At 70.9% G+C, this 17,996-nt stretch carries 16 protein-coding genes and 1 pseudogene; 5 read left to right on the top strand and 12 right to left on the bottom strand.

Features of this window, described 5'->3' with window-relative positions; all coding sequences use genetic code 11:
• Window positions 1–2: 2 nt before the first annotated feature.
• From FHX68_RS08465 to FHX68_RS08455, 3 genes are read left to right on the top strand one after another with little or no spacing between them, the layout of a single operon-like run.
• Window positions 3–401 (top strand): cytidine deaminase, encoded by a 399-nt coding sequence (locus tag FHX68_RS08465; RefSeq protein WP_141378963.1) that lies wholly within the window; start codon window positions 3–5, stop codon window positions 399–401.
• A complete protein-coding gene (locus FHX68_RS08460) occupies window positions 398–1,693 on the top strand; it encodes a thymidine phosphorylase (protein ID WP_141378965.1) in 1,296 nt (431 codons plus the stop codon). Before FHX68_RS08465 ends, FHX68_RS08460 begins: the two co-directional genes overlap by 4 nt.
• Window positions 1,694–1,735: 42 nt before the next feature.
• Window positions 1,736–2,851, top strand: a complete 1,116-nt coding sequence (locus FHX68_RS08455) for an adenosine deaminase (RefSeq protein ID WP_141378967.1) — start codon at window positions 1,736–1,738, stop codon at window positions 2,849–2,851.
• Window positions 2,852–3,130: 279 nt separating this feature from the next.
• Here the strand turns inward: FHX68_RS08455 and FHX68_RS08450 are convergent, their stop codons facing one another.
• The 10 genes and pseudogenes from FHX68_RS08450 to FHX68_RS08405 form a co-directional block, all read right to left on the bottom strand.
• The gene (locus FHX68_RS08450; RefSeq protein WP_141920125.1) at window positions 3,131–4,156 is read right to left on the bottom strand and encodes a DDE-type integrase/transposase/recombinase; all 1,026 of its coding nucleotides are present in this window, start codon (window positions 4,154–4,156) and stop codon (window positions 3,131–3,133) included.
• Window positions 4,153–4,584 carry a hypothetical protein gene (locus tag FHX68_RS08445; protein ID WP_141381664.1) on the bottom strand — a complete coding sequence of 144 codons (432 nt, stop codon included), beginning with the start codon at window positions 4,582–4,584 and terminating at the stop codon, window positions 4,153–4,155. The genes FHX68_RS08450 and FHX68_RS08445 overlap by 4 nt, the downstream gene beginning before the upstream one ends.
• A gap of 160 nt (window positions 4,585–4,744) precedes the next feature.
• Window positions 4,745–5,611, bottom strand: a complete 867-nt coding sequence (locus FHX68_RS08440) for a type IV toxin-antitoxin system AbiEi family antitoxin domain-containing protein (RefSeq protein ID WP_141381427.1) — start codon at window positions 5,609–5,611, stop codon at window positions 4,745–4,747.
• Window positions 5,612–5,880: 269 nt separating this feature from the next.
• Window positions 5,881–6,417 (bottom strand): annotated as a pseudogene (locus FHX68_RS08435) (alpha/beta hydrolase); the annotation flags it as partial.
• 24 nt (window positions 6,418–6,441) lie between these two features.
• A complete protein-coding gene (locus tag FHX68_RS08430) occupies window positions 6,442–7,593 on the bottom strand; it encodes a mannitol-1-phosphate 5-dehydrogenase (RefSeq protein WP_141381429.1) in 1,152 nt (383 codons plus the stop codon).
• 8 nt (window positions 7,594–7,601) lie between these two features.
• A complete protein-coding gene (locus tag FHX68_RS08425; protein WP_141381430.1) occupies window positions 7,602–8,039 on the bottom strand; it encodes a PTS mannitol transporter subunit IIA in 438 nt (145 codons plus the stop codon).
• Window positions 8,040–8,136: 97 nt separating this feature from the next.
• A complete protein-coding gene (locus FHX68_RS08420) occupies window positions 8,137–9,762 on the bottom strand; it encodes a PTS mannitol transporter subunit IIBC (protein ID WP_141381431.1) in 1,626 nt (541 codons plus the stop codon).
• Window positions 9,763–9,792: 30 nt separating this feature from the next.
• Complete coding sequence (gene ptsP / locus FHX68_RS08415) at window positions 9,793–11,454, bottom strand: phosphoenolpyruvate--protein phosphotransferase (RefSeq protein ID WP_141381432.1); 1,662 nt, start codon at window positions 11,452–11,454, stop codon at window positions 9,793–9,795.
• Between the two features lie 32 nt (window positions 11,455–11,486).
• Window positions 11,487–11,762, bottom strand: coding sequence for an HPr family phosphocarrier protein (locus tag FHX68_RS08410; protein WP_141381433.1), 276 nt, complete (start codon window positions 11,760–11,762; stop codon window positions 11,487–11,489).
• Window positions 11,759–12,091 carry a PTS sugar transporter subunit IIB gene (locus tag FHX68_RS08405; protein WP_141381434.1) on the bottom strand — a complete coding sequence of 111 codons (333 nt, stop codon included), beginning with the start codon at window positions 12,089–12,091 and terminating at the stop codon, window positions 11,759–11,761. Before FHX68_RS08405 ends, FHX68_RS08410 begins: the two co-directional genes overlap by 4 nt.
• Window positions 12,092–12,196: 105 nt before the next feature.
• On the opposite strand from FHX68_RS08405, the gene FHX68_RS08400 reads away from it, so the two are divergent.
• The gene (locus FHX68_RS08400) at window positions 12,197–14,122 is read left to right on the top strand and encodes a BglG family transcription antiterminator (protein ID WP_141381435.1); all 1,926 of its coding nucleotides are present in this window, start codon (window positions 12,197–12,199) and stop codon (window positions 14,120–14,122) included.
• Window positions 14,123–14,349: 227 nt separating this feature from the next.
• Here the strand turns inward: FHX68_RS08400 and FHX68_RS08395 are convergent, their stop codons facing one another.
• Window positions 14,350–14,937 carry a GNAT family N-acetyltransferase gene (locus FHX68_RS08395; protein ID WP_141381436.1) on the bottom strand — a complete coding sequence of 196 codons (588 nt, stop codon included), beginning with the start codon at window positions 14,935–14,937 and terminating at the stop codon, window positions 14,350–14,352.
• Window positions 14,938–15,118: 181 nt separating this feature from the next.
• On the opposite strand from FHX68_RS08395, the gene FHX68_RS08390 reads away from it, so the two are divergent.
• Entirely contained in the window at window positions 15,119–16,093 is a 975-nt protein-coding gene (locus FHX68_RS08390; RefSeq protein ID WP_141920157.1) for an IS481 family transposase, read from the top strand.
• A gap of 69 nt (window positions 16,094–16,162) precedes the next feature.
• Here the strand turns inward: FHX68_RS08390 and FHX68_RS08385 are convergent, their stop codons facing one another.
• Entirely contained in the window at window positions 16,163–17,905 is a 1,743-nt protein-coding gene (locus FHX68_RS08385; RefSeq protein WP_141380230.1) for a phospho-sugar mutase, read from the bottom strand.
• Between the last annotated feature and the right edge of the window lie 91 nt (window positions 17,906–17,996).

The following is a 17,996-nucleotide window of genomic DNA, read 5'->3' as shown; positions in this document are numbered from 1 at the left end:
CGATGACCGACATCGACTGGGACGAACTGCGCCGCGTGGCGACGGATGCCATGGGGCGCGCATACGCGCCGTACTCGCGCTACCGCGTGGGAGCGGCGGCGCTCGTCGCCGACGGCCGCATCGTCGCCGGCTGCAACGTCGAGAACGCGTCGTACGGCGTCGGGCTGTGCGCCGAGTGCGCCCTCGTCGGCGACCTGCACATGTCGGGCGGCGGCCAGCTCGTCGCCTTCGTCTGCGTCAACGGACAGGGCGAGACGATCATGCCGTGCGGCCGGTGCCGGCAGCTGCTGAACGAGTTCGCCCTGCCGGGGATGCTGCTCGAGACCGTGTCGGGCATCCGCACGATCGACGAGGTGCTGCCGGATGCCTTCGGTCCCCGCGACCTCGAGGCGGCCCGATGAGCGCGGCTATCGAGCCCTTCGACGCGGTCGACGTCATCCGCATCAAGCGCGACAAGGGCGCCGTGCCCGAGGACGCGCTGCGCTGGATGGTCGACGCGTACACGCGCGAGTACGTCGCCGACTCGCAGATGGCGGCGTTCGCGATGGCGGTGCTGCTCAACGGCATGACGCGCGAGGAGATCCGCGTGATGACCGACGCGATGATCGCCTCGGGCGAGCGGATGAGCTTCGCCGGCCTCGGCAAGCCCACCGTTGACAAGCACTCCACCGGAGGCGTCGGCGACAAGATCACCCTGCCGCTCGCGCCGCTCGTCGCCTCGTTCGGCGTTGCCGTGCCGCAGCTCTCCGGCCGCGGCCTCGGCCACACCGGTGGCACGCTCGACAAGCTCGAGTCGATCCCCGGCTGGCGCGCCGCCCTCTCGAACGACGAGATCTTCGAGCAGCTGCGCGGCGTCGGGGCGGTCATCTGCGCCGCCGGCACCGGGCTCGCCCCCGCCGACAAGCGGCTCTACGCCCTCCGCGATGTCACCGGCACGGTCGAGGCGATCCCCCTGATCGCCTCGAGCATCATGTCGAAGAAGATCGCCGAAGGCACCGACGCGCTCGTGCTCGACGTGAAGTTCGGCGGCGGCGCGTTCATGCGCGACGTCGACATGGCGCGCGAGCTCGCCCGCACGATGGTCGCCCTCGGCACCGACTCGGGCGTCGCGACGACGGCGCTCCTCACCGACATGAACACCCCGCTCGGGCTCACGATCGGCAACGCCAACGAGGTGCGCGAATCGGTCGAGGTGCTCGCCGGCGGCGGCCCCGCCGACGTCGTCGAGCTGACCGTCGCCCTCGCCCGCGAGATGCTCGCCCTGGCGGGGCATCCGGACGCCGACGTCGAGAAGGCGCTGCGCGACGGGCAGGCGATGGATGCCTGGCGCGAGATGATCCGCGCGCAGGACGGCGACCCCGACGCGCCCCTGCCGACCCCGCGCGAGACCCACACCGTGCTCGCGCCCGCCTCGGGTGTGCTCACGCGCCTCGACGCGCTGCCCTTCGGCGTGGCCGCCTGGCGCCTCGGCGCCGGCCGCGCGCGGGCGCAGGACCCGGTCATCCACTCGGCGGGCATCGACCTGCACGCCAAGCCCGGCGACGAGGTGCGCGCCGGTCAGCCGTTGTTCACCTTGCTCGCCGGTGATGACAACCGGTTCGGCCGCGCCCTCGACGCGCTCGAGGGCGCGTGGGAGATCGGGGCGGATGCCCCGGCATCCACGCCGCTCGTTCTCGAACGCATCACCGCCTGACCTGACTTCACCTCTCTGCCGCACACCCCTCAAGGAGCTCCCATGGCCATCGATCAGCACGGCGACGCGAAGCTGGACGGCGTCTCGATCCGATCGCTTCCGAAGGTGTCGCTGCACGACCACCTCGACGGGGCGCTGCGGCCGCAGACGATCATCGAACTCGCCGACGAGATCGACCTCGACGTGCCCGAGGGCGACGCCGACGACCTGGCCGACTGGTTCGAGGACCAAAGCGACTCGGGCTCGCTCGTGGAGTACCTGAAGACGTTCGACCTCACCACCGCGGTCTTGCAGAGCGCCGAGGGTCTGCGCCGCGTCGCGCGGGAGTTCGTCGAGGATCTCGCCGCCGACGGCGTGATCTACGGCGAGGTGCGCTGGGCTCCCGAGCAGCACCTCGGCGGAGGGCTGTCGCTCGAAGAGGCCGTCGAAGCCGTGCAGGAGGGCATCGAAGAGGGCGAGGACGCGGTTTCGGGCACGGGCCGCGACATCCGGGTCGGCCAGCTGATCACGGCGATGCGTCACACCGACCGGTCGCTCGAGATCGCCGAGCTGGCCGTCGACTTCCGCGGTCGCGGCGCGGTGGGCTTCGACATCGCCGGCCCCGAAGACGGCTTTCCCGCCTCGAACCACCGGGCCGCGTTCGACTATCTCGCGGAGCACTTCTTCCCCGTGACGGTGCACGCCGGCGAGGCGGCCGGGCTCGACTCGATCCGATCGGCGCTCATCGACGGGCGCGCGCTGCGTCTCGGCCACGGCGTGCGCATCGCCGAAGACCTCGAGGTGGTGCAGCAGAAGGGCGACGAGGTGCTCGTCACCTTCGGCGACCTCGCCCGCTGGGTGCGCGACCGCGAGATCCCGCTCGAGCTGTCGCCGTCGTCGAACCTGCAGACCGGCGCGATCTCGCGCTGGGGCACCGGGCTCGAAGACCACCCGTTCGACCTGCTCTACCAGCTGGGGTTCGCGGTCACCGTGAACGTCGACAGCCGCACGATGAGCCGCACGTCGCTCACCCGGGAGCTGGCGCTGCTCGCCGAGACGTTCGACTACCGTCTCGAAGACCTCGAGGCGTTCCAGCTGAACGCCGCCGCGGGGGCCTTCCTCTCGGTCGAAGAGCGCGAGGAGCTCATCGAGCTGATCGGCGAGGGCTTCTCCGCCTGACCCGCGCGCCGCGCGCGCCCGACTCACGCGCATCCGTCCCTCACTCTCGCCGGCCCGCCGTTCGCAACGTCGGAGATCCGGTCCGCGGACCCCGAAATCCGCCTGTTCGACGCCCTCTGACGCGAAAACTCCGACGTTATGAACGGCCGGCATCCGGCGTCCGGCGTCCGGCGTCCGGCGTCCGGCATCCGGACCCCGGCATCCGGACCCCGGCGTCCGGCACTCGCTGTCGCCCACCCGCTGTTCACAACGTCGGAGATCTGGTCCTCGCGGGCTGTGTCAAGCTGCGTGGAGTCGCTCGGGCTCGGCTTTGGCATCGTCGGTCGGCTTGGGGAGGTTGATGCCGACGATGTCGGCGGGTGCGGGCGTGTGGGGCGGTCGACGGAATCGCTCGGGATGCTTGTCGTAGTACGCCTGCTGGGTCGCGTCGCGTCGGTTCCAGGCGTGGTGCCAGGTGCCGTCGTGGACCTCGTTCGGGCTGAACAGGGCGATGCCGGAGTGCTTGTGGTTCTGGTTGTACCAGGGGACGTACCACTCGACGTAGGCGCGCGCCTGTTCGATGGTCGCGAAGGTGCCGGGATAGTTCGGCCGGTACTTCATTGTCCGGAACTCCGATTCGGAGAACGGGTTGTCGTTGCTCACCCGGGGCCGGTTGTGTGTCTGCGTGACGCCGAGCTCACTGAGGAAGTCCTTGAGCGCTCCGGAGCGCATCGCAGGGCCGGAGTCAGCGTGGACGGCGTCGGGTATCCCATGCCGACCGAACGCGTCCTCGAACATCTCGACGGCGAGGTCGTCGACTTCGCGTTCCTCGACGCGGCAGCCGACGAGCTTGCGGGAGAAGATATCGATGATCGAGTACGCCTTGAACGCGACGCCGCGCCACGGGGTGCGCAGGTCGGTGATGTCCCAGCTCCAGACCTGTCCCGGACCGGTCGCTTCCAGCACAGGCGCTTCTCGTGGTGGCCGGTCGCTGTTGCTGCGCCGGGTTGGGGCGACGGGGCGGGCGGACTGATCCTCGATCTCGGCCGCGATGCGCCACCACGAGCGGCGTGAGGCGAGCATCACCCCGTCATCCCACGCGGACGCGAACGAGTGATCGACCGCGTGCCCTTCGGCCCAGCCCGCCGTGATCCTGCCGGCGATGACGGCGCGGTCGGTCTCGCTGATGCGTGACGGGTATGCCCGCTCCTTCTGCGGGACGGGATCCGCGACGCGCTCCCGAGGACGCGTCCGGTAGTGCCATGTCGACCTCGCGACGCCGGCGATCTCGAGTGCGCGACGCTGCGACCCAACGGCCGCTGTCAACTGTCCGACGAGGTCGTTCTCGGCGTCGAGGAATCGGATGGATCGTTCGTCGGCTGGTTCACGGCGGGCTCTTGCTCGCTCATCTGATGCAAGAGCCCGATAGCTTTTCCCAGGGTCTCGATAGTCTGCTCGAGTTCACGCACGCGGGCTGTCAGCCGGGCGACCTCCGCCTCCTGCGCGGCGCGTTCACGGGCGCGTTGCCGCTCGATGCCGGTGCGCTTCTCTGGTGGGGTCACCACTCCACCTTCTCGCGGGATCAGTCCACGGTCGAGATCACCGTCGAACACCGCCGACCGCCACCGCCGGAGCCGGTCATACGAGACTCCCTGCTCCTCAAGCCAGAACGCCTTTTGTCCATACGGCTGGATCTCGTACCGATGCACGAACTCACGGATCTGCTCCGTCGAGAACCCCGGACTGATCGACATACCCGCCAACTCCCTCACTGATCATGAATGACTCACGACCAGCTTGGCGAAGAGGGTCGGACCCCGAATCGGGGCTGTCTGACGCCCTCTGACACGAAATCTCCGACGTTGTGAACGCGCGTCGGCTGGCATCCCGGCTCAGATGCCGTGTGGTGCGGCGCTACGAGCGGCCGCGCAGCGGCGCGCCGCGGTTGGCGAGTGCCGCGCGGAGGACGGCCATGACCCAGTCCGGGCGGTAGAGGATGTCCTCGGCGGCGAGGCGCAGTGTCGTGTAGCCGAGAGCCAGGGCATCCGCGTCGCGCCGGAGATCGCGCAGCCGCGCGCGCCAGTCGCTGTGATGCGCGGCGCTGTCGCACTCGACGATAAGCCATCCGTCGACGAGCAGGTCGACGAACCCGACGCCGGCGATCTCCGCCTGCAGCTCCGGCCTCGTGCCGAGCGCACGCAGCATCAGTCTGACCAGCGTCTCGGTGCCCGCCTCGGCGCGACGATCGAGCAGCGGATGCAGGCGTCGGAAGCGCCGCGGCAGGCGGCGGAAGACCTCGGCGATGCCGACCTCATCGACGAGACGCAGCTGCCACGCGCTGTCGAGGGTCGCGATGGACATCCGCGGAGGCTGCGTCATCACGGCATGAGCCAGTGCCTCGACGATCGTCGTTCCGAGGGCGTTCTCCTCCGCCTCGCTCATCGCCCAGTGCACGAGGGCGCCGCCCCGATCGGAGCCGATCGCCCGCGCGTGCGGATCCACCCGCACGTGCACGTTCGACCCGTCGAAGACGAACACGCCGTACCGGGCGAGCAGGGTCGTGCCGTCGAGCCGGCCGCCGAGGCGGGCCGCGGCGACCGCGTGCGGGTGGCATCCACTCGGCAGGTACGCTCCGCGGCGCGGCCGGAGGAGGGTGCCCTCGCGCACCGCGCGGCTGATCGCGCGCCCGGTCGCGCCCGCGGCGAGCAGGTCGTCGCGGCGGAGGACCCGCGCGGGCGTGTCGGGCGGGAGGACCGGAACGGGCTTGTGGGGCCGATACATGACGAACAGGGTCGCGCGCGGCCGCGTCGTGCGGGCGCGCGAGGTCGCGATCTGCGGACAACTTCGGGGGATGGGCGGTTGGGGAGGAGGCGGCGGCCGTTCACAACGTCGGAGATTCGGTGCCCTCCCGAGCGGAGGAGCTCGATTCGGGCCGTCGGCGGCCGAATCTCCGACGTTGTGAACGCGAGGGTGCGGGCAGGGCACGGGGTGGGCCCGTCGGCCACGGCAGGAGGAGGGCAGGGTAGGGCGTGGGGGAGTGGGCCGGCGGGTCAGGGGAGGTGGGCGGCGAGGTCGCGGACCTCGGCGACCACGACGGCTTCGACCTCCGCGTCGGTCGCGGTCGGGGTGCCGTCGCCGGATTGCGGGCCGTAGTCGCCGAACGAGGCGTGCGAGGCGCCCGGGATCTCCACCATGACGGCGTCGGCGGGCAGCCGGTGCCGGGCGTCGGCGATCTTCTGCGGCGTCGACAGGCCGTCCTCCGACCCCGAGAGGCTCAGCACGGGCGTCTCCGAGGCGGAGAGGTCGTTCGCGCAGTATGAGGCGAACAGCACGAGCGCGCGGGCATCGGATGCCAGTTGGCACGCTTTCACGCCGCCGAGGGAATGCCCGCCCACCATCCACGCGCCGACCTCCAGCGCCAGATCGGTGAAGCTCGACAGCGGTCGAAGGTCGAAGAAGGCCAGGTTCAGCCACGGTTTCGTGATGACGACGGTCATCCCGTCATCGGTGACGAGTCCGGAGAGGATCGCCGCGTACGCCCACGGGTCGACCTTCGCGCCCGGGATGAAGACGAGCCCGGTGTCCGTGCCGGCGCGATCGGCCGCGCGCGATCAGCCGAGCTCGCCCTGCCGCGCCCGCACGACCGCTTCGACGGCCGGGAACAGCGGATGGTCCGCCTCGAGCCCGGTCACCGACGTGGTGAACGCGGCGGCGTCCTCCTCGCGGAGCCGCCGCTGCATCTCCACCGACTGCTCGTCGCTCGGCACGTCGAACGCGAGCGCCGCGCCCATCGCCGCGACCAGCGCGGTGGTGGGCAGGCCCCGCTCCGCCGCGGAGGCGGCGGGGGAGACGAAGCGCTCGTTGCGGGAGAGCTTTCGCAGTGGCTGCCGCCCGACCCGCTCCACGGTGTCGGGGAGGGCGGGGTTCGCGAACCGCCGCAGGATCGTCGCGCGGTAGTCGGCGAGCTCCGTGGCATCCAACCCGTGCACCGCCTCGAGCAGCGCGGAGGTCTCCTCGAGCGTGGCCGACACCTTCGCGGCGATGTCGGGATCGGCGAGGGCGTCGGAGATCTTCTCGATCCCGGCCTGCGCGCCGTAGTACGCCGTCGTCGCGTGCCCGGTGTTGACCGTGAACAGCTTCCGCTCGATGTACGGCGCGAGGTCGTCGACGAAGTGCGCGCCGGGGATGTGCGGCGGATCGTCGCCGAACGGGTGCCGCTCGATGGCCCACTCGTAGAACGGCTCGACCGTGACATCCACGCCTTCGCCCGGCGGCTGGGCGGGCACGATGCGGTCGACGGCCGTGTTCGCGAAGACGGCGCGCGCCGACACGGCATCCCACCCGTTACCGGCCTGGGACTGCATCTCCTCGCGAAGCAGGTCGGTGGCGTTGATCGCGTTCTCGCACGCCATGATCTGCAGCGGCGGCAGCGACGGGTCGCGCAGGGCCAACCCCGCGACGATGTGCGGGGCCACGAACCGCAGCGCCGTCGGGCCGACCGCGGTGGTCACGACGTCGGCGGTGGCCACCTCGTCGATGACGGCCTGCGCGTCGGCCGAGCTGTCGATCGCGCGGAAATCGGTGACGACCTTGTCGGTTCCGCCCTCGCCGACCTCGTGCACGGTGTACTCGGAGACGTCGTTGATGGATGCCACGAGCGACGCCGCCACGTCGGAGAAGACGAGCTCGTACCCGCCCTCGTGGAGGAGGAGACCGACGAATCCGCGGCCGATGTTGCCGGCGCCGAACTGGACCGCTTTCATGGCGCGTCTCAGCCGTTCACCGAAGAGAGCAGGGCGAACAGCTCCTCGGGGGTCGCGGCGGCCTTGAGACGGGCGACCTCGTCCTCTTCGGAGAAGATCAGCGCGATCTGCGAGAGGATCTCGAGGTGCTCGTCCCCCTTCCCGGCGATGCCGACGACGAACGAGACGTCGTTGCCGTCCCAGTCGACGCCGCCGTCGTAGCGCACGATCGAGAGCGCGGAGTCGAGGATCGCGTCCTTCGTCTCGTTGGTGCCGTGCGGGATGGCGAGCTCGTTGCCCATGTAGGTGGACACCGTCTCTTCGCGCTGCAGCATGGCGTCGTAGTAGGCGTCGGTGACGGCCCCGGCATCCTGCAGGATGCCGGCGGCTTCGCGCATCGCGTCATCCTTCGACGCCGAGCCGGGATGGATGCGGATCTGACCGGGGGTGAGAACGCTGTCTGCCATGGGAGGTTCCTTGTCTTCGGGGCCGGGAATCGGCGGGGAGGGTGGCGGGAAGCCGCGTGGCCGGGGGCACCACGTCCGCCCGGCCACGCGGTATCGGTCACCCCTGGGCGGGGTGCTGACTGCGGACGATGGCCACGACCTCGTCGTACTTCGGCGAGTTCATGAAGTTGTCCACCGAGACGTGCATCGCCTCGGGTGTGCGCGCGCGGGCGCGGTCGGTGAGCTGCTGCTGTGTGATCACGAGGTCTTCGCTGCCGTCGAGGTTCGCGATGGCCTTGTTGGTCACCGAGACATCGTCGAAGCCGGCCTTCTTGATCTTGTTGCGCAGCACGCTCGCACCCATCGCCGACGACCCCATGCCCGCGTCGCACGCGAACACGATGCTGCGCACCTGCTTGGCTGTCGCCGAGCTGCCCGTGGCGATCGTGTCGGCCGCGAGATCGGCCTGGACGGGCGCCTGGTCGGCGCCGACCGCGGCGGCGCCCGCCCGCAGCCCCGACAGTGCGTCGGAGGACTTCCCCTTGTTGGCCTCGGTGGCCGCCACGGCCGCGACGAACTCGTTGTCACCGAGCGCCTCGGCAGCGATGTCGCGCTTGCGCGTCGCGCGGAGGATGATCGCCGCGATGACGAATGTCACGGCTGCCGACAGGATCACCGACAGAATCACCGCGACGTAGCTGCCGTCGGCCGTCTGCAACAGGACCGCGATGATGCTGCCCGGCGCCGCGGGGGCGCGGAGGGCACCGCCGAGGAGCATGTTCGTCGTCACCCCCGTCATGCCACCGCCGATGAGGGCGAGGATCAGTGCCGGCTTCATCAGCGCGTACGGGAAGTACACCTCGTGGATGCCGCCGAAGAACTGGATGACCGCGGCACCCGGGGCCGACGCGCGCGCTGCGCCGATTCCGAAGAACGTGAACGCCAAGAGGAGACCGACACCCGGACCGGGGTTCGCCTCGAGCAGGAACAGGATGGACTTGCCGCTCTCGGCCGCCTCCTGGGTGCCCAGCGGGGTCAGCACACCGTGGTTGATCGCGTTATTGAGGAAGAACACCTTCGCCGGCTCGATGATGATGCTCGTCAGCGGGAGCAGGCCCGTGTCGACCAGCCAGTTCACCGCCGTCGAGAGGATGTTCATGATCCCGTTGACGATCCAGGCGATCGGGTAGAACCCGATGATCGCCATGATGAAGCCCCAGATGCCGGCCGAGAACATGTTGACGAGCATCTCGAAGCCCGCCTTGATCTTCCCCTCCCATAGCCGGTCGAGCCACTTCATCGTGTAGGCGGCCAGAGGCGCCATGATCATCGCGCCGATGAACATGTGGATCTGGCCGAGCGCCTGGAACTTGTCGGCAGGGTTGCCTGCGTCGACCCACTCCTGCAGTGCCTGCGCGTTGAACTGGGCGATGAGCAGGTCGGAGCCCGCGATCGCACCCATCGTCGCGATCGCCGCGACGACGCCACCGCGCTTGTCGTACACCATGTAGCCGCCGGTGTACGCGATCAGCAGGGGCAGCAGATAGTGGATGAACGGCCCGACGATCGTGGCGAGGTCGGCGTTCGGCGTCCACCCCACCGTGATGAAGAAGGCCGTGAAGATGCCCCACGCGATCAGCGCGGGGATGTTCGGCATGATCATTCCGGACAGGAACGTGCCGAACTTCTGCACCCCGACTCGGGCCGTGCCTCCGGCCGCGGTGGGTGTTGACGCCGTCGTCATGTGCTGTTCTCCTTCGGGCGGACCGCGCGACTACGCGGCGTTCTCGGCCGCGGCCTGCGCTGCGGCTCGGGCGGATGCCGCGCCATCGGCGGCAAGGGCGGCCTGGGCGATGCGCTGGGCGTCGGCGAGGTCGTACTGCAGAAGCGATGCGCGGACGTCGGCAAGAGCCGTCGGCGCCATCGAGAGAGACGTCGCGCCCATGCCGACCAGCGCGACCGCCAGCAGCGGGTCGGCCGCGGCCTCGCCGCAGACGCCGACCGGTTTGCCGTTGGCCTTGCCGCCGTCGGCGGTGGCCTTGATGAGGCGCAGCACGGCGGGATGCCACGGGTCCTGGAACGAGGCGACCGAGCCCAGCAGGCGGTCGGCGGCCATCGTGTACTGCGTGAGGTCGTTCGTCCCGATCGAGGCGAAGTCGGCCTCGGCGAGCACGCGGTCGGCCATCAGTGCCGCCGAGGGCACCTCGACCATGACACCGGCAGTCTTGATGCCGTACTCCTTCGCGAGGGTGACGAAGTACCGTGTCTCCTCGACGGTCGAGACCATGGGAGCCATGACCCACAGGTCGGCCTCGGTTGCGGCATCCGCGTTCGCGAGGGCGGTCAGCTGCTCGCGCAGGATGTCCTCGCTGGCGCGCAGCGCGCGCAGGCCGCGCAGGCCCAGGGCGGGGTTGTCCTCGTGCGCGTCGTTGAGGAACGCGAGGGGCTTGTCGGCGCCGGCATCCAGCGTCCGCACGACGACCCTCTTGCCGGGGAACGCCGCCAGCAGCTCGGTGTACGTCTTCGTCTGGTCTTCGACGGTCGGCGCCTGCGTCGCCGACAGGAACAGGAACTCGGTGCGGAACAGCCCCACACCTTCGGCGCCGAGCTCGATGGCCTCGGCGGCTCCGTCGGGCTTGCTGAGGTTGGCCAGCAGTGGCACGGGGGTGCCATCCTTGAGGGCACCCGGAGTGAGGGGAGCGGATGCCGCGGCAGCGCGCGCGTCGGCGCGGTGCCGCGCCTGCTCGAGCTCATCGGCGGTCGGCGAAGTCGTGACGACGCCCTTCGCGGCGTCCACGATGACCGTCTCGCCGTCGACGAGATCCTTCGCGCCCGCCGCACCGACAACCGCGTCGATCGACTTCTCGCGGGCAAGGATCGCGGTGTGCGAGGTGGGTCCGCCGTCGGTCGTGACGAGAGCCAGCACCTTGTCGAGGTCGAGCAGGGCGGTGTCGGCGGGGGCCAGGTCTTTGGCGACGAGCACGAACGGATGCCCCGGGTCGGGCACGCCCGGAGCCGGCAGGCCGCGGAGGCGCGCGATGACCCGCTGGGCGACGTCGTCGAGGTCGGCGGCGCGCTCGCCGAGGTAGCCGCCCATCGCGGCCAGCTGGTCGCGGAAGCTCGCGAAGGCGTCGTAGACGGCGAACTCGCCGGTCTTCCCGGCGTTCACGCGTGCGGCCACCTCGGCGTCGAGCGTCGGATCCTCGGCCATCATGGCCTGCGCCTCGAGCACCTCCCGGGCCATGCCGCCCGCCTTCGAGCCGCGCTCCTCGAGCTCCCGTGCTACGGCGGCGACGGCCTCACGTACGCGCGCGAGCTCCTCGTCGGGGGTGAGGGTGCTGGGGGCGTCTTCCGGGGCCGGCAGCGGCTCTGCCATGCGGGCCACCGGGCCCTGAGCGACGCCGAGTCCGATGCCCACTCCGCGCAGTTCGGTCATGTCCGTGGTCTCCTTCGATGCAGGTGAGAAAGTCAGTTCTCGTCGTGGTCGGTCGTGAGCAGCTCGGCGAGGGTGTCGAGCACGGCGTCCGCGTGGTCGCCGTCGGCGACGAGCGTCACGTAGTCGCCCTTCTCCGCCCCGAGCGCGATGACGCCGAGGATGCTCGCCGCGTTGACGGGGGCGCCCGCACCCTTCGCGATCGTGATCGGAAGGCCCGAGTCCTTCACCGCCTGCGCGAACAGCTTCGCGGGCCGCGCGTGCAGGCCGTTGGAGGAACCGATGCGGATCGTGCGGGTGACTTCGGTCATGACAGGAACCTCTCCGGAGCGGTGTCGGGGGTGTGGTGGGCGTCGACGAGGGCAAGGGTACGCGTCCCGTCGAGGTCCGTGAAGATGTCGGGTGGGAGGAGCACGACCGTCGTGCCGCGGGGGGCCGCGGCGTCGCGGATGCGGTCCAGCTCATGGTGCAGATGCGGTCCGACGAGGACGACGTCCGCAGCATCCAGGTCGATCGGCAACGATTGCTCGGTGCCGGCGACCGCGCTGATCTGCCGGCCCGCCGCCTGCGCGGCATGCCGCACTCGCTGCGCGACGAACGTGCTCGACGCTCCCGCGCCACACACCACGAGGATCCTCATCGACTGCCTCCTTCCGCCATTCTTGTGGAACCGCCGAGCAGGGACAACCACTCCTGTTTCCGCGGGGGCGGAAAAGCACCCGGAATGGCGTGATTGACTGGGTCTGTGAGCAGAGCGCGCCAGGATCGGGTCATCGGCCTGCTGGTGCGCGATACCGACTGGGTGACCGCCGCCGAGCTCGCCGACATCGTCGGGGTCACCCCCCGCAGCATCCGCAGCTACGTGACCGCGCTCAACGCGCGCGTGCCCGGCGGCACCGTCGTCGAATCGGGCCCGCTCGGCTATCGCGCGGGGGTGGATGCCACGGGTGCGCTCCGCTCCGCGGCCGACGCCGACACCCCGCGGGAGCGGGCGCATCATCTCGTGCGGGCGCTGCTCGCGGCATCCGACGGCATCGACGTCTACGAGGCGGCGGACGGCTTCCACGTGAGCGCGGCGACCCTCGAGAGCGACCTCGGGCGCGTGCGGTCCTTCCTCGGCGGCAGCGGGATCGTGCTCGAGCGCACCGCGTCGCGCGCGCGGCTGCGCGGCACCGAGATGGCCCAGCGGCGCCTCCTGTCCACGCTCGTGCACGAGGAGACCGACGAGGGCGCGTTCGACCTGGCCGCGGTGCGACGCGCGCTCGGCGAGGACTCCATCGGTCCCGCCGCGTTCGGACCGTTCAAGGCCGACCTCGTCGCGGGGCTCGGCGGGCTCGGCTACTTCGTCAACGAGTTCGGCATCGGCGACGTGATGCTGCACGTCGCCATCACCGCCGACCGCGTCGCGCACGGTCGCGGGCTCGATGTCACCGTCGCGGGGGAGCCGTCGGAGGCGCAGGAGCGGGTCGGCGCACTCCTCGACCGGCTCTGCACTGAGCATCTCGGGGTGCAGCTCGGTGCGGGTGACCTCCGCCACCTCGCGGCGCTCGTGCTGAGCCGGGTCGTCGCGCCCGGGGCGAGCGAACCGGCATCCGTCATCCGCTCCCGCCTCGAACCCGACATCGAAGAGGACGTGCGGGAGGTGGTGCACCGGGCCGCGGTCGCCTTCCTCGTCGACATCGACCACGAGGACTTCATCCTGCGCCTCGCCCTGCACGTGCAGAACCTGCGCCTGCGCGCGCGGGAGCAGGCGTGGTCGAGAAACCCGCTGACCCGCTCGCTCAAGGCGACCTATCCGATGATCTTCGAGGTCGCCGTCTTCATCGCGGACGGACTGCAGGGACTGCTCGGCATCCCGCTCCTCGACGACGAGATCGCCTACATCGCGATGCACGTGGGCGGGCGGCTCGAGCGGGGGCGCAGCGCCGGTGCCATCCCCACCGCGACGATCGTGTGCCCGGGGTACTACGAGCTCCACGAGCTGCTGCGCTCGAGCGTCGACCGCTCGCTCGGTCAGGCCGTCGACGTCGTCGGGGTCGAGACCCGGGCCGACCCCGACTGGGCGGCGATCGACACCGACCTCGTGCTGACCACGGTCGACGCGCCCCTCGTGTCCGATCGCGTGGTACGCATCCAGCCGTTCCTCACCGAAGCCGACATCGAGCGCGTGCAGGCCGCGGCCGGTCGGGTGCGTAGGGCCCGCCGCCTCGCCCGGCTGCAGGGGGAGCTCGGCCGCTACTTCTCGCCCGACGCGTTCATCGGCCGGGTCGGGGCCGACGCGACGCCCGAGTCCGTCATCCGCGAGCTCGGGGCGCGGCTCGTCGCGCAGGGCGTCATCGACGACGGATACGTCGAGCGGACGCTCGAGCGGGAGCGGCTGTCGTCGACGGCGTTCACCGACGCGCTCGCCGTGCCGCACGCGCTCGGCATGACGGCGACCCGCACGGCGATCGCCGTGGCGATCGCCGACCCGTCGATCTCCTGGGGCGAGGGGCGGGTGCAGGTGATCGCGATGGTGGCCTTCTCGGAGAGCGAGCGTGAGGCGTTCCAGACCGTGTTCGAGCAGCTGGTCGAGGTGTTCAGCGAGCGCGACAGCGTGCAGCGGATCGTGCGCCGCGGCACCGACTTCGGGGCGTTCCTCGACGAGCTCGTCGCCGTCATCGACGGCTGACCCGCCCCGCGGTTGGGTCCCGCGGCGCCGCGCCGTGGCGTGCGGGCGGCGGGCTGTGCGGTTTGCAGGAGAATCATGCCCCTGCCGCGGGGCCAGCCGCGGAGTTCCGGGGCTCGGCGCCGGCGGCGGGTGCGGTTCTCCTGCAAACCGCACATCGGACGGGCGTCGCCCCCGGTGACGGGGCGAGAGCGGGAGGCAGCCGAAGGGCAGCCGGGGTGCGGCGGGGGTCAGGCGCGGGCGTGGGCGTGGCGGTCGAGGCGTGCCTCGAGACCGCGACGCACGGCCGGCCACTCGTGCGGCAGGATCGAGTACACGACCGTGTCGCGGAGCGTGCCGTCGGGGCCGAACCGGTGATTGCGGAGCACGCCGTCCTGTTTGGCGCCGAGGCGCTCGATCGCGGCGCGCGACTGACGGTTGTGCCAGTGGGTGCGCAACTCGACGGCGATCGCGGCGCACGCCTCGAACGCGTGCCCGAGCAGCAGCAGCTTGGCGGCGGGATTGACCCCTGTGCCCTGCACCGCGGGGGACAGCCAGGTGTAGCCGACCTCGACGTGGCGGTTCTCCTGGTCGATGCTGCAGAAGGTCGTCATGCCGACCGCCCGGCCGTCCACGACGACCGCGAACGGGTTCATGCGCCCCGCGGCATGTTCCGCGAGCCGGTGGTCGATCTCGGCCGCAGAGGATGCGGGCACCGACGTGTACCACGCGCCCTCGAGCCCGGCGCTCGCCGCGTCGAGATCGCTCGCGTGGCGTGGATCGAGCGGCTCCAACCGGACGAAGGCGTTCTCGAGGATGACGGGTTCGGTCAGCAGCACGGCTCAAGCCTACGCCGGTTCACAATTCAGTCTGCGCGGCGGGGGCTGGACGTGCGGGGCCCGGTATTCCGCAGCGGGGCGTCTAGGTGTACTGACCCAGATCGTTGTTGACGTAGGAGAGACCTCCGGGGTCGAGTTGGAGCTGTCTAAGTTCTTCAGCTCAAACGCACGGAGGTCTCTCTTGTCTCACGCTAATGCCCGGCTGACTCCGGCCGGCCGGTTGATCATGGTTCAGCGCATCCAGTCGGGGCGTGCGGTCGCGCATGTTGCCGCGGAAATGGGGATCTCCCGCACGACCGCGTGGCGGTGGTGGCGCAGGTTCCGGGAGTGCGGCCCGGCGGGCCTGATCGATCGTTCCAGCGTCGCCCGCTCCCACCCTCGCCAGACCAAAGCGTGCGTGGAGGCGAGGGTGCGGATCATGCGGCACCTCACTCGGCGTGGGCCGGTGTTCATCGCTGACAAGCTCGGCTTGCAGGCCTCAACGGTCGGTAGGGTGTTGCGCCGCCACCACGTGCCGTTGCTGCGGGAGCTGGACCCGGTCACGGGGTCCGTGATCCGCGCGACCCGCCGATCCGCGCAGCGTTACGAGCATGATCATCCCGGGTCCCTGATCCACGTTGATGTGAAGAAACTCGGCCGTATCCCCGACGGCGGCGGATGGCGTCTGCATGGCCGCGGGCAACGTCCTGCGCGCAAGCGGGGCCTGGGTTACGACTACGTGCACACCGTCATCGACGACCATTCCCGAGTTGCTTACGCGGAGATCCACGACGACGAGAAAGGCACCACCGCGGCGGGTGTGCTCGACCGCGCGATCGCGTTCTACGCGCGCCTCGGCGTCACAGTCGAACGCGTCATCAGCGACAACGCGTTCGCTTACCGCCACTCGGCCGCGTTCAAGGCCGTGGTCGACGCGCACGGCATCCGACAGCGGTTCATCAAACCGCACTGCCCCTGGACCAACGGGAAAGTCGAACGCCTCAACCGCACCCTCGCCACCGAGTGGGCCTACGCCCGCCCCTGGAGCTCGAACGACGACCGAAAAGCAGGGTTGACGACCTGGCTCGACTACTACAACCTAGACAGGCACCACCTCGGCATCGGAGGCCGCACCCCCATCGACCGAATCAACAACGGTCGAGGTCAGTACAGCTAGTTCGCCGGCGGGAGACTGAGTTGTGAACGGCGAGACCCTCGAGCGCCCGGCAGGCGCCTGGCTGCGCGGTCAGGCCTGTGCGGCGGCGATCAGGGTGCGGGCGCCCGCGTCGAGGGACGCGAGGCGCGCGGCCGCGTCGGATGCCGAGTCGCCGCGCACGTCGAGGTACGCCTTCAGCTTCGGCTCGGTGCCGCTCGGCCGCACGATCACCCGCGACCCGTCGGCGAGCCACAGCCGCAGCACGTCGGCCGGCGGCACCTCGCCCTCGGCGCCGTCGCCGGGCTCGAGCAGGTCTTCGAACCGCTCGACCGCGACACCACCGATCTCGGCGGGCGGCGCGGCGCGCAGCGCCGCCATGATCCGTGCGATCACCGACACGTCATCGACCCGCAGCGACACCTGACCCGACTGGAACCAGCCGAACGTCTCGGCGAACTGGTCGAGCAGGTCGGCGAGGGTGCGGCCCTGCTCCCGCGCCTCGGAGATCATGCCGAGCAGCGCGACCGCTGCGGAGATCCCGTCCTTGTCGCGCACCGTCTCGGGGTTGACGAGGTACCCGAGCGCCTCCTCGAAGCCGTAGACCAGGCCGGGCGCGCGCGAGATCCACTTGAACCCGGTGAGGGTCGCGTGGAAGTCGAGCCCGTAGTGCGCGGCCACGACCTCGAGCCCCGGCGAGGACACCAGCGAGCACGCCAGCGATCCGCCCGAGCCGCCGGCACCGGCCGCGCCGCCGGCACCCCCCACGCCATCCGATCCATCCACACCGGCCGCGGCACGCTGCGCCGCGCGCCAACCGAGAAGCAGACCCGTCTCGTTGCCGGTGAGGCGCCGCCAGCCGCCCTCGGCGGCGGGGTCGGGGATCGCGACGGCGAGCCGGTCGGCGTCGGGGTCGTTGGCGATCACGAATTCCGCGCCGGCCTCGCGGGCGGCGGCGAACGAGAGGTCCATCGCGCCCGGCTCTTCGGGGTTCGGGAAGGCGACGGTCGGGAACGCGCCGTCGGGAGCGATCTGCTGCTCCACGACGACGGGGAGCGGGTATCCGGCCAGGCGCAGGATCGCGCTCAGGGTCTCGTACCCGACGCCGTGCATCGCCGTGTAGACCCAGTTCATGCCCGCGGCGCCGGCCGGGGCGGGGGCGACGGTCGCCGTCGCGGCGACGTACGCCTCGATCACCGCCTCGTCGGCGAGTTCGAACGCTCCGCGGGGCAGGTCGGTGACGGATGCCTCGGACGCCACCCGTTCGATGTGCGCGGCGATCTCGGCGTCGGCGGGCGACACGATCTGCGAGCCCTCGTCGGCGCCGCCGAGATAGACCTTGTAGCCGTTGTCGTCGGGCGGGTTGTGCGACGCGGTCACCATGACACCCGCGTCGGCGCCGAGGTGGCGCACCGCGAAGGCGAGCACGGGCGTCGGCAGCAGACGCGGCAGCATGATCGCGCGCAGCCCCGCGCCGGCGAACAGCTCCGCCGAGTCCTCGGCGAACACGTCGGAGTTGCGCCGTCCGTCGTAACCGATGACGACGGTCGGGGTCGCCCCCGGGTCGGCCTTCTCGGTGAGGTAGGCCGCGAATCCGGCGGCCGCCTGCGCGACGAGCACCCGGTTCATCCGGTTGCTGCCGGCGCCGAGCCGGCCGCGCAGCCCCGCGGTGCCGAAGGCGAGGCGCGCGCCGAACCGATCGCGGAGGTCGGCCGCGGCGGCCGCGTCGCCCGCCTCGGCGCCCGAGATCAGCGTCGCGAGCTCGGCGCGCGTCACCTCGTCGGGATCTTGCGCGAGCCAGGCCCGCGCCGCGTCGAGGGTCGCATCGGCATCCACCGCACCGGCATCCACCGCACCCGCGCGCGCCCCGGCATCCACCGCACCCGCGTCGTCAGCGCCAGCACCCGCGCCGGCCCCGCCGTCCACC

Origin of the sequence: Microbacterium lacticum (assembly GCF_006716815.1) — a bacterium.
Taxonomy (GTDB): domain Bacteria; phylum Actinomycetota; class Actinomycetes; order Actinomycetales; family Microbacteriaceae; genus Microbacterium; species Microbacterium lacticum.
Note: the sequence above shows the minus strand (reverse complement) of the source record. Positions and strands in the feature narration are given on the sequence as shown.

What these genes read in the sequence shown, in the direction of transcription:
- FHX68_RS08410 (WP_141381433.1), bottom strand. Translation starts at nt 11,762, where the DNA reads ATGACCGAAGTCACCCGCACGATCCGCATCGGTTCCTCCAACGGCCTG.
- FHX68_RS08455 (WP_141378967.1), top strand. Translation starts at nt 1,736, where the DNA reads ATGGCCATCGATCAGCACGGCGACGCGAAGCTGGACGGCGTCTCGATC.
- FHX68_RS08430 (WP_141381429.1), bottom strand. Translation starts at nt 7,593, where the DNA reads ATGAAAGCGGTCCAGTTCGGCGCCGGCAACATCGGCCGCGGATTCGTC.
- FHX68_RS08460 (WP_141378965.1), top strand. Translation starts at nt 398, where the DNA reads ATGAGCGCGGCTATCGAGCCCTTCGACGCGGTCGACGTCATCCGCATC.
- FHX68_RS08465 (WP_141378963.1), top strand. Translation starts at nt 3, where the DNA reads ATGACCGACATCGACTGGGACGAACTGCGCCGCGTGGCGACGGATGCC.
- FHX68_RS08440 (WP_141381427.1), bottom strand. Translation starts at nt 5,611, where the DNA reads ATGTATCGGCCCCACAAGCCCGTTCCGGTCCTCCCGCCCGACACGCCC.
- FHX68_RS08420 (WP_141381431.1), bottom strand. Translation starts at nt 9,762, where the DNA reads ATGACGACGGCGTCAACACCCACCGCGGCCGGAGGCACGGCCCGAGTC.
- ptsP (WP_141381432.1), bottom strand. Translation starts at nt 11,454, where the DNA reads ATGACCGAACTGCGCGGAGTGGGCATCGGACTCGGCGTCGCTCAGGGC.
- FHX68_RS08445 (WP_141381664.1), bottom strand. Translation starts at nt 4,584, where the DNA reads ATGTCGATCAGTCCGGGGTTCTCGACGGAGCAGATCCGTGAGTTCGTG.
- FHX68_RS08405 (WP_141381434.1), bottom strand. Translation starts at nt 12,091, where the DNA reads ATGAGGATCCTCGTGGTGTGTGGCGCGGGAGCGTCGAGCACGTTCGTC.
- FHX68_RS08425 (WP_141381430.1), bottom strand. Translation starts at nt 8,039, where the DNA reads ATGGCAGACAGCGTTCTCACCCCCGGTCAGATCCGCATCCATCCCGGC.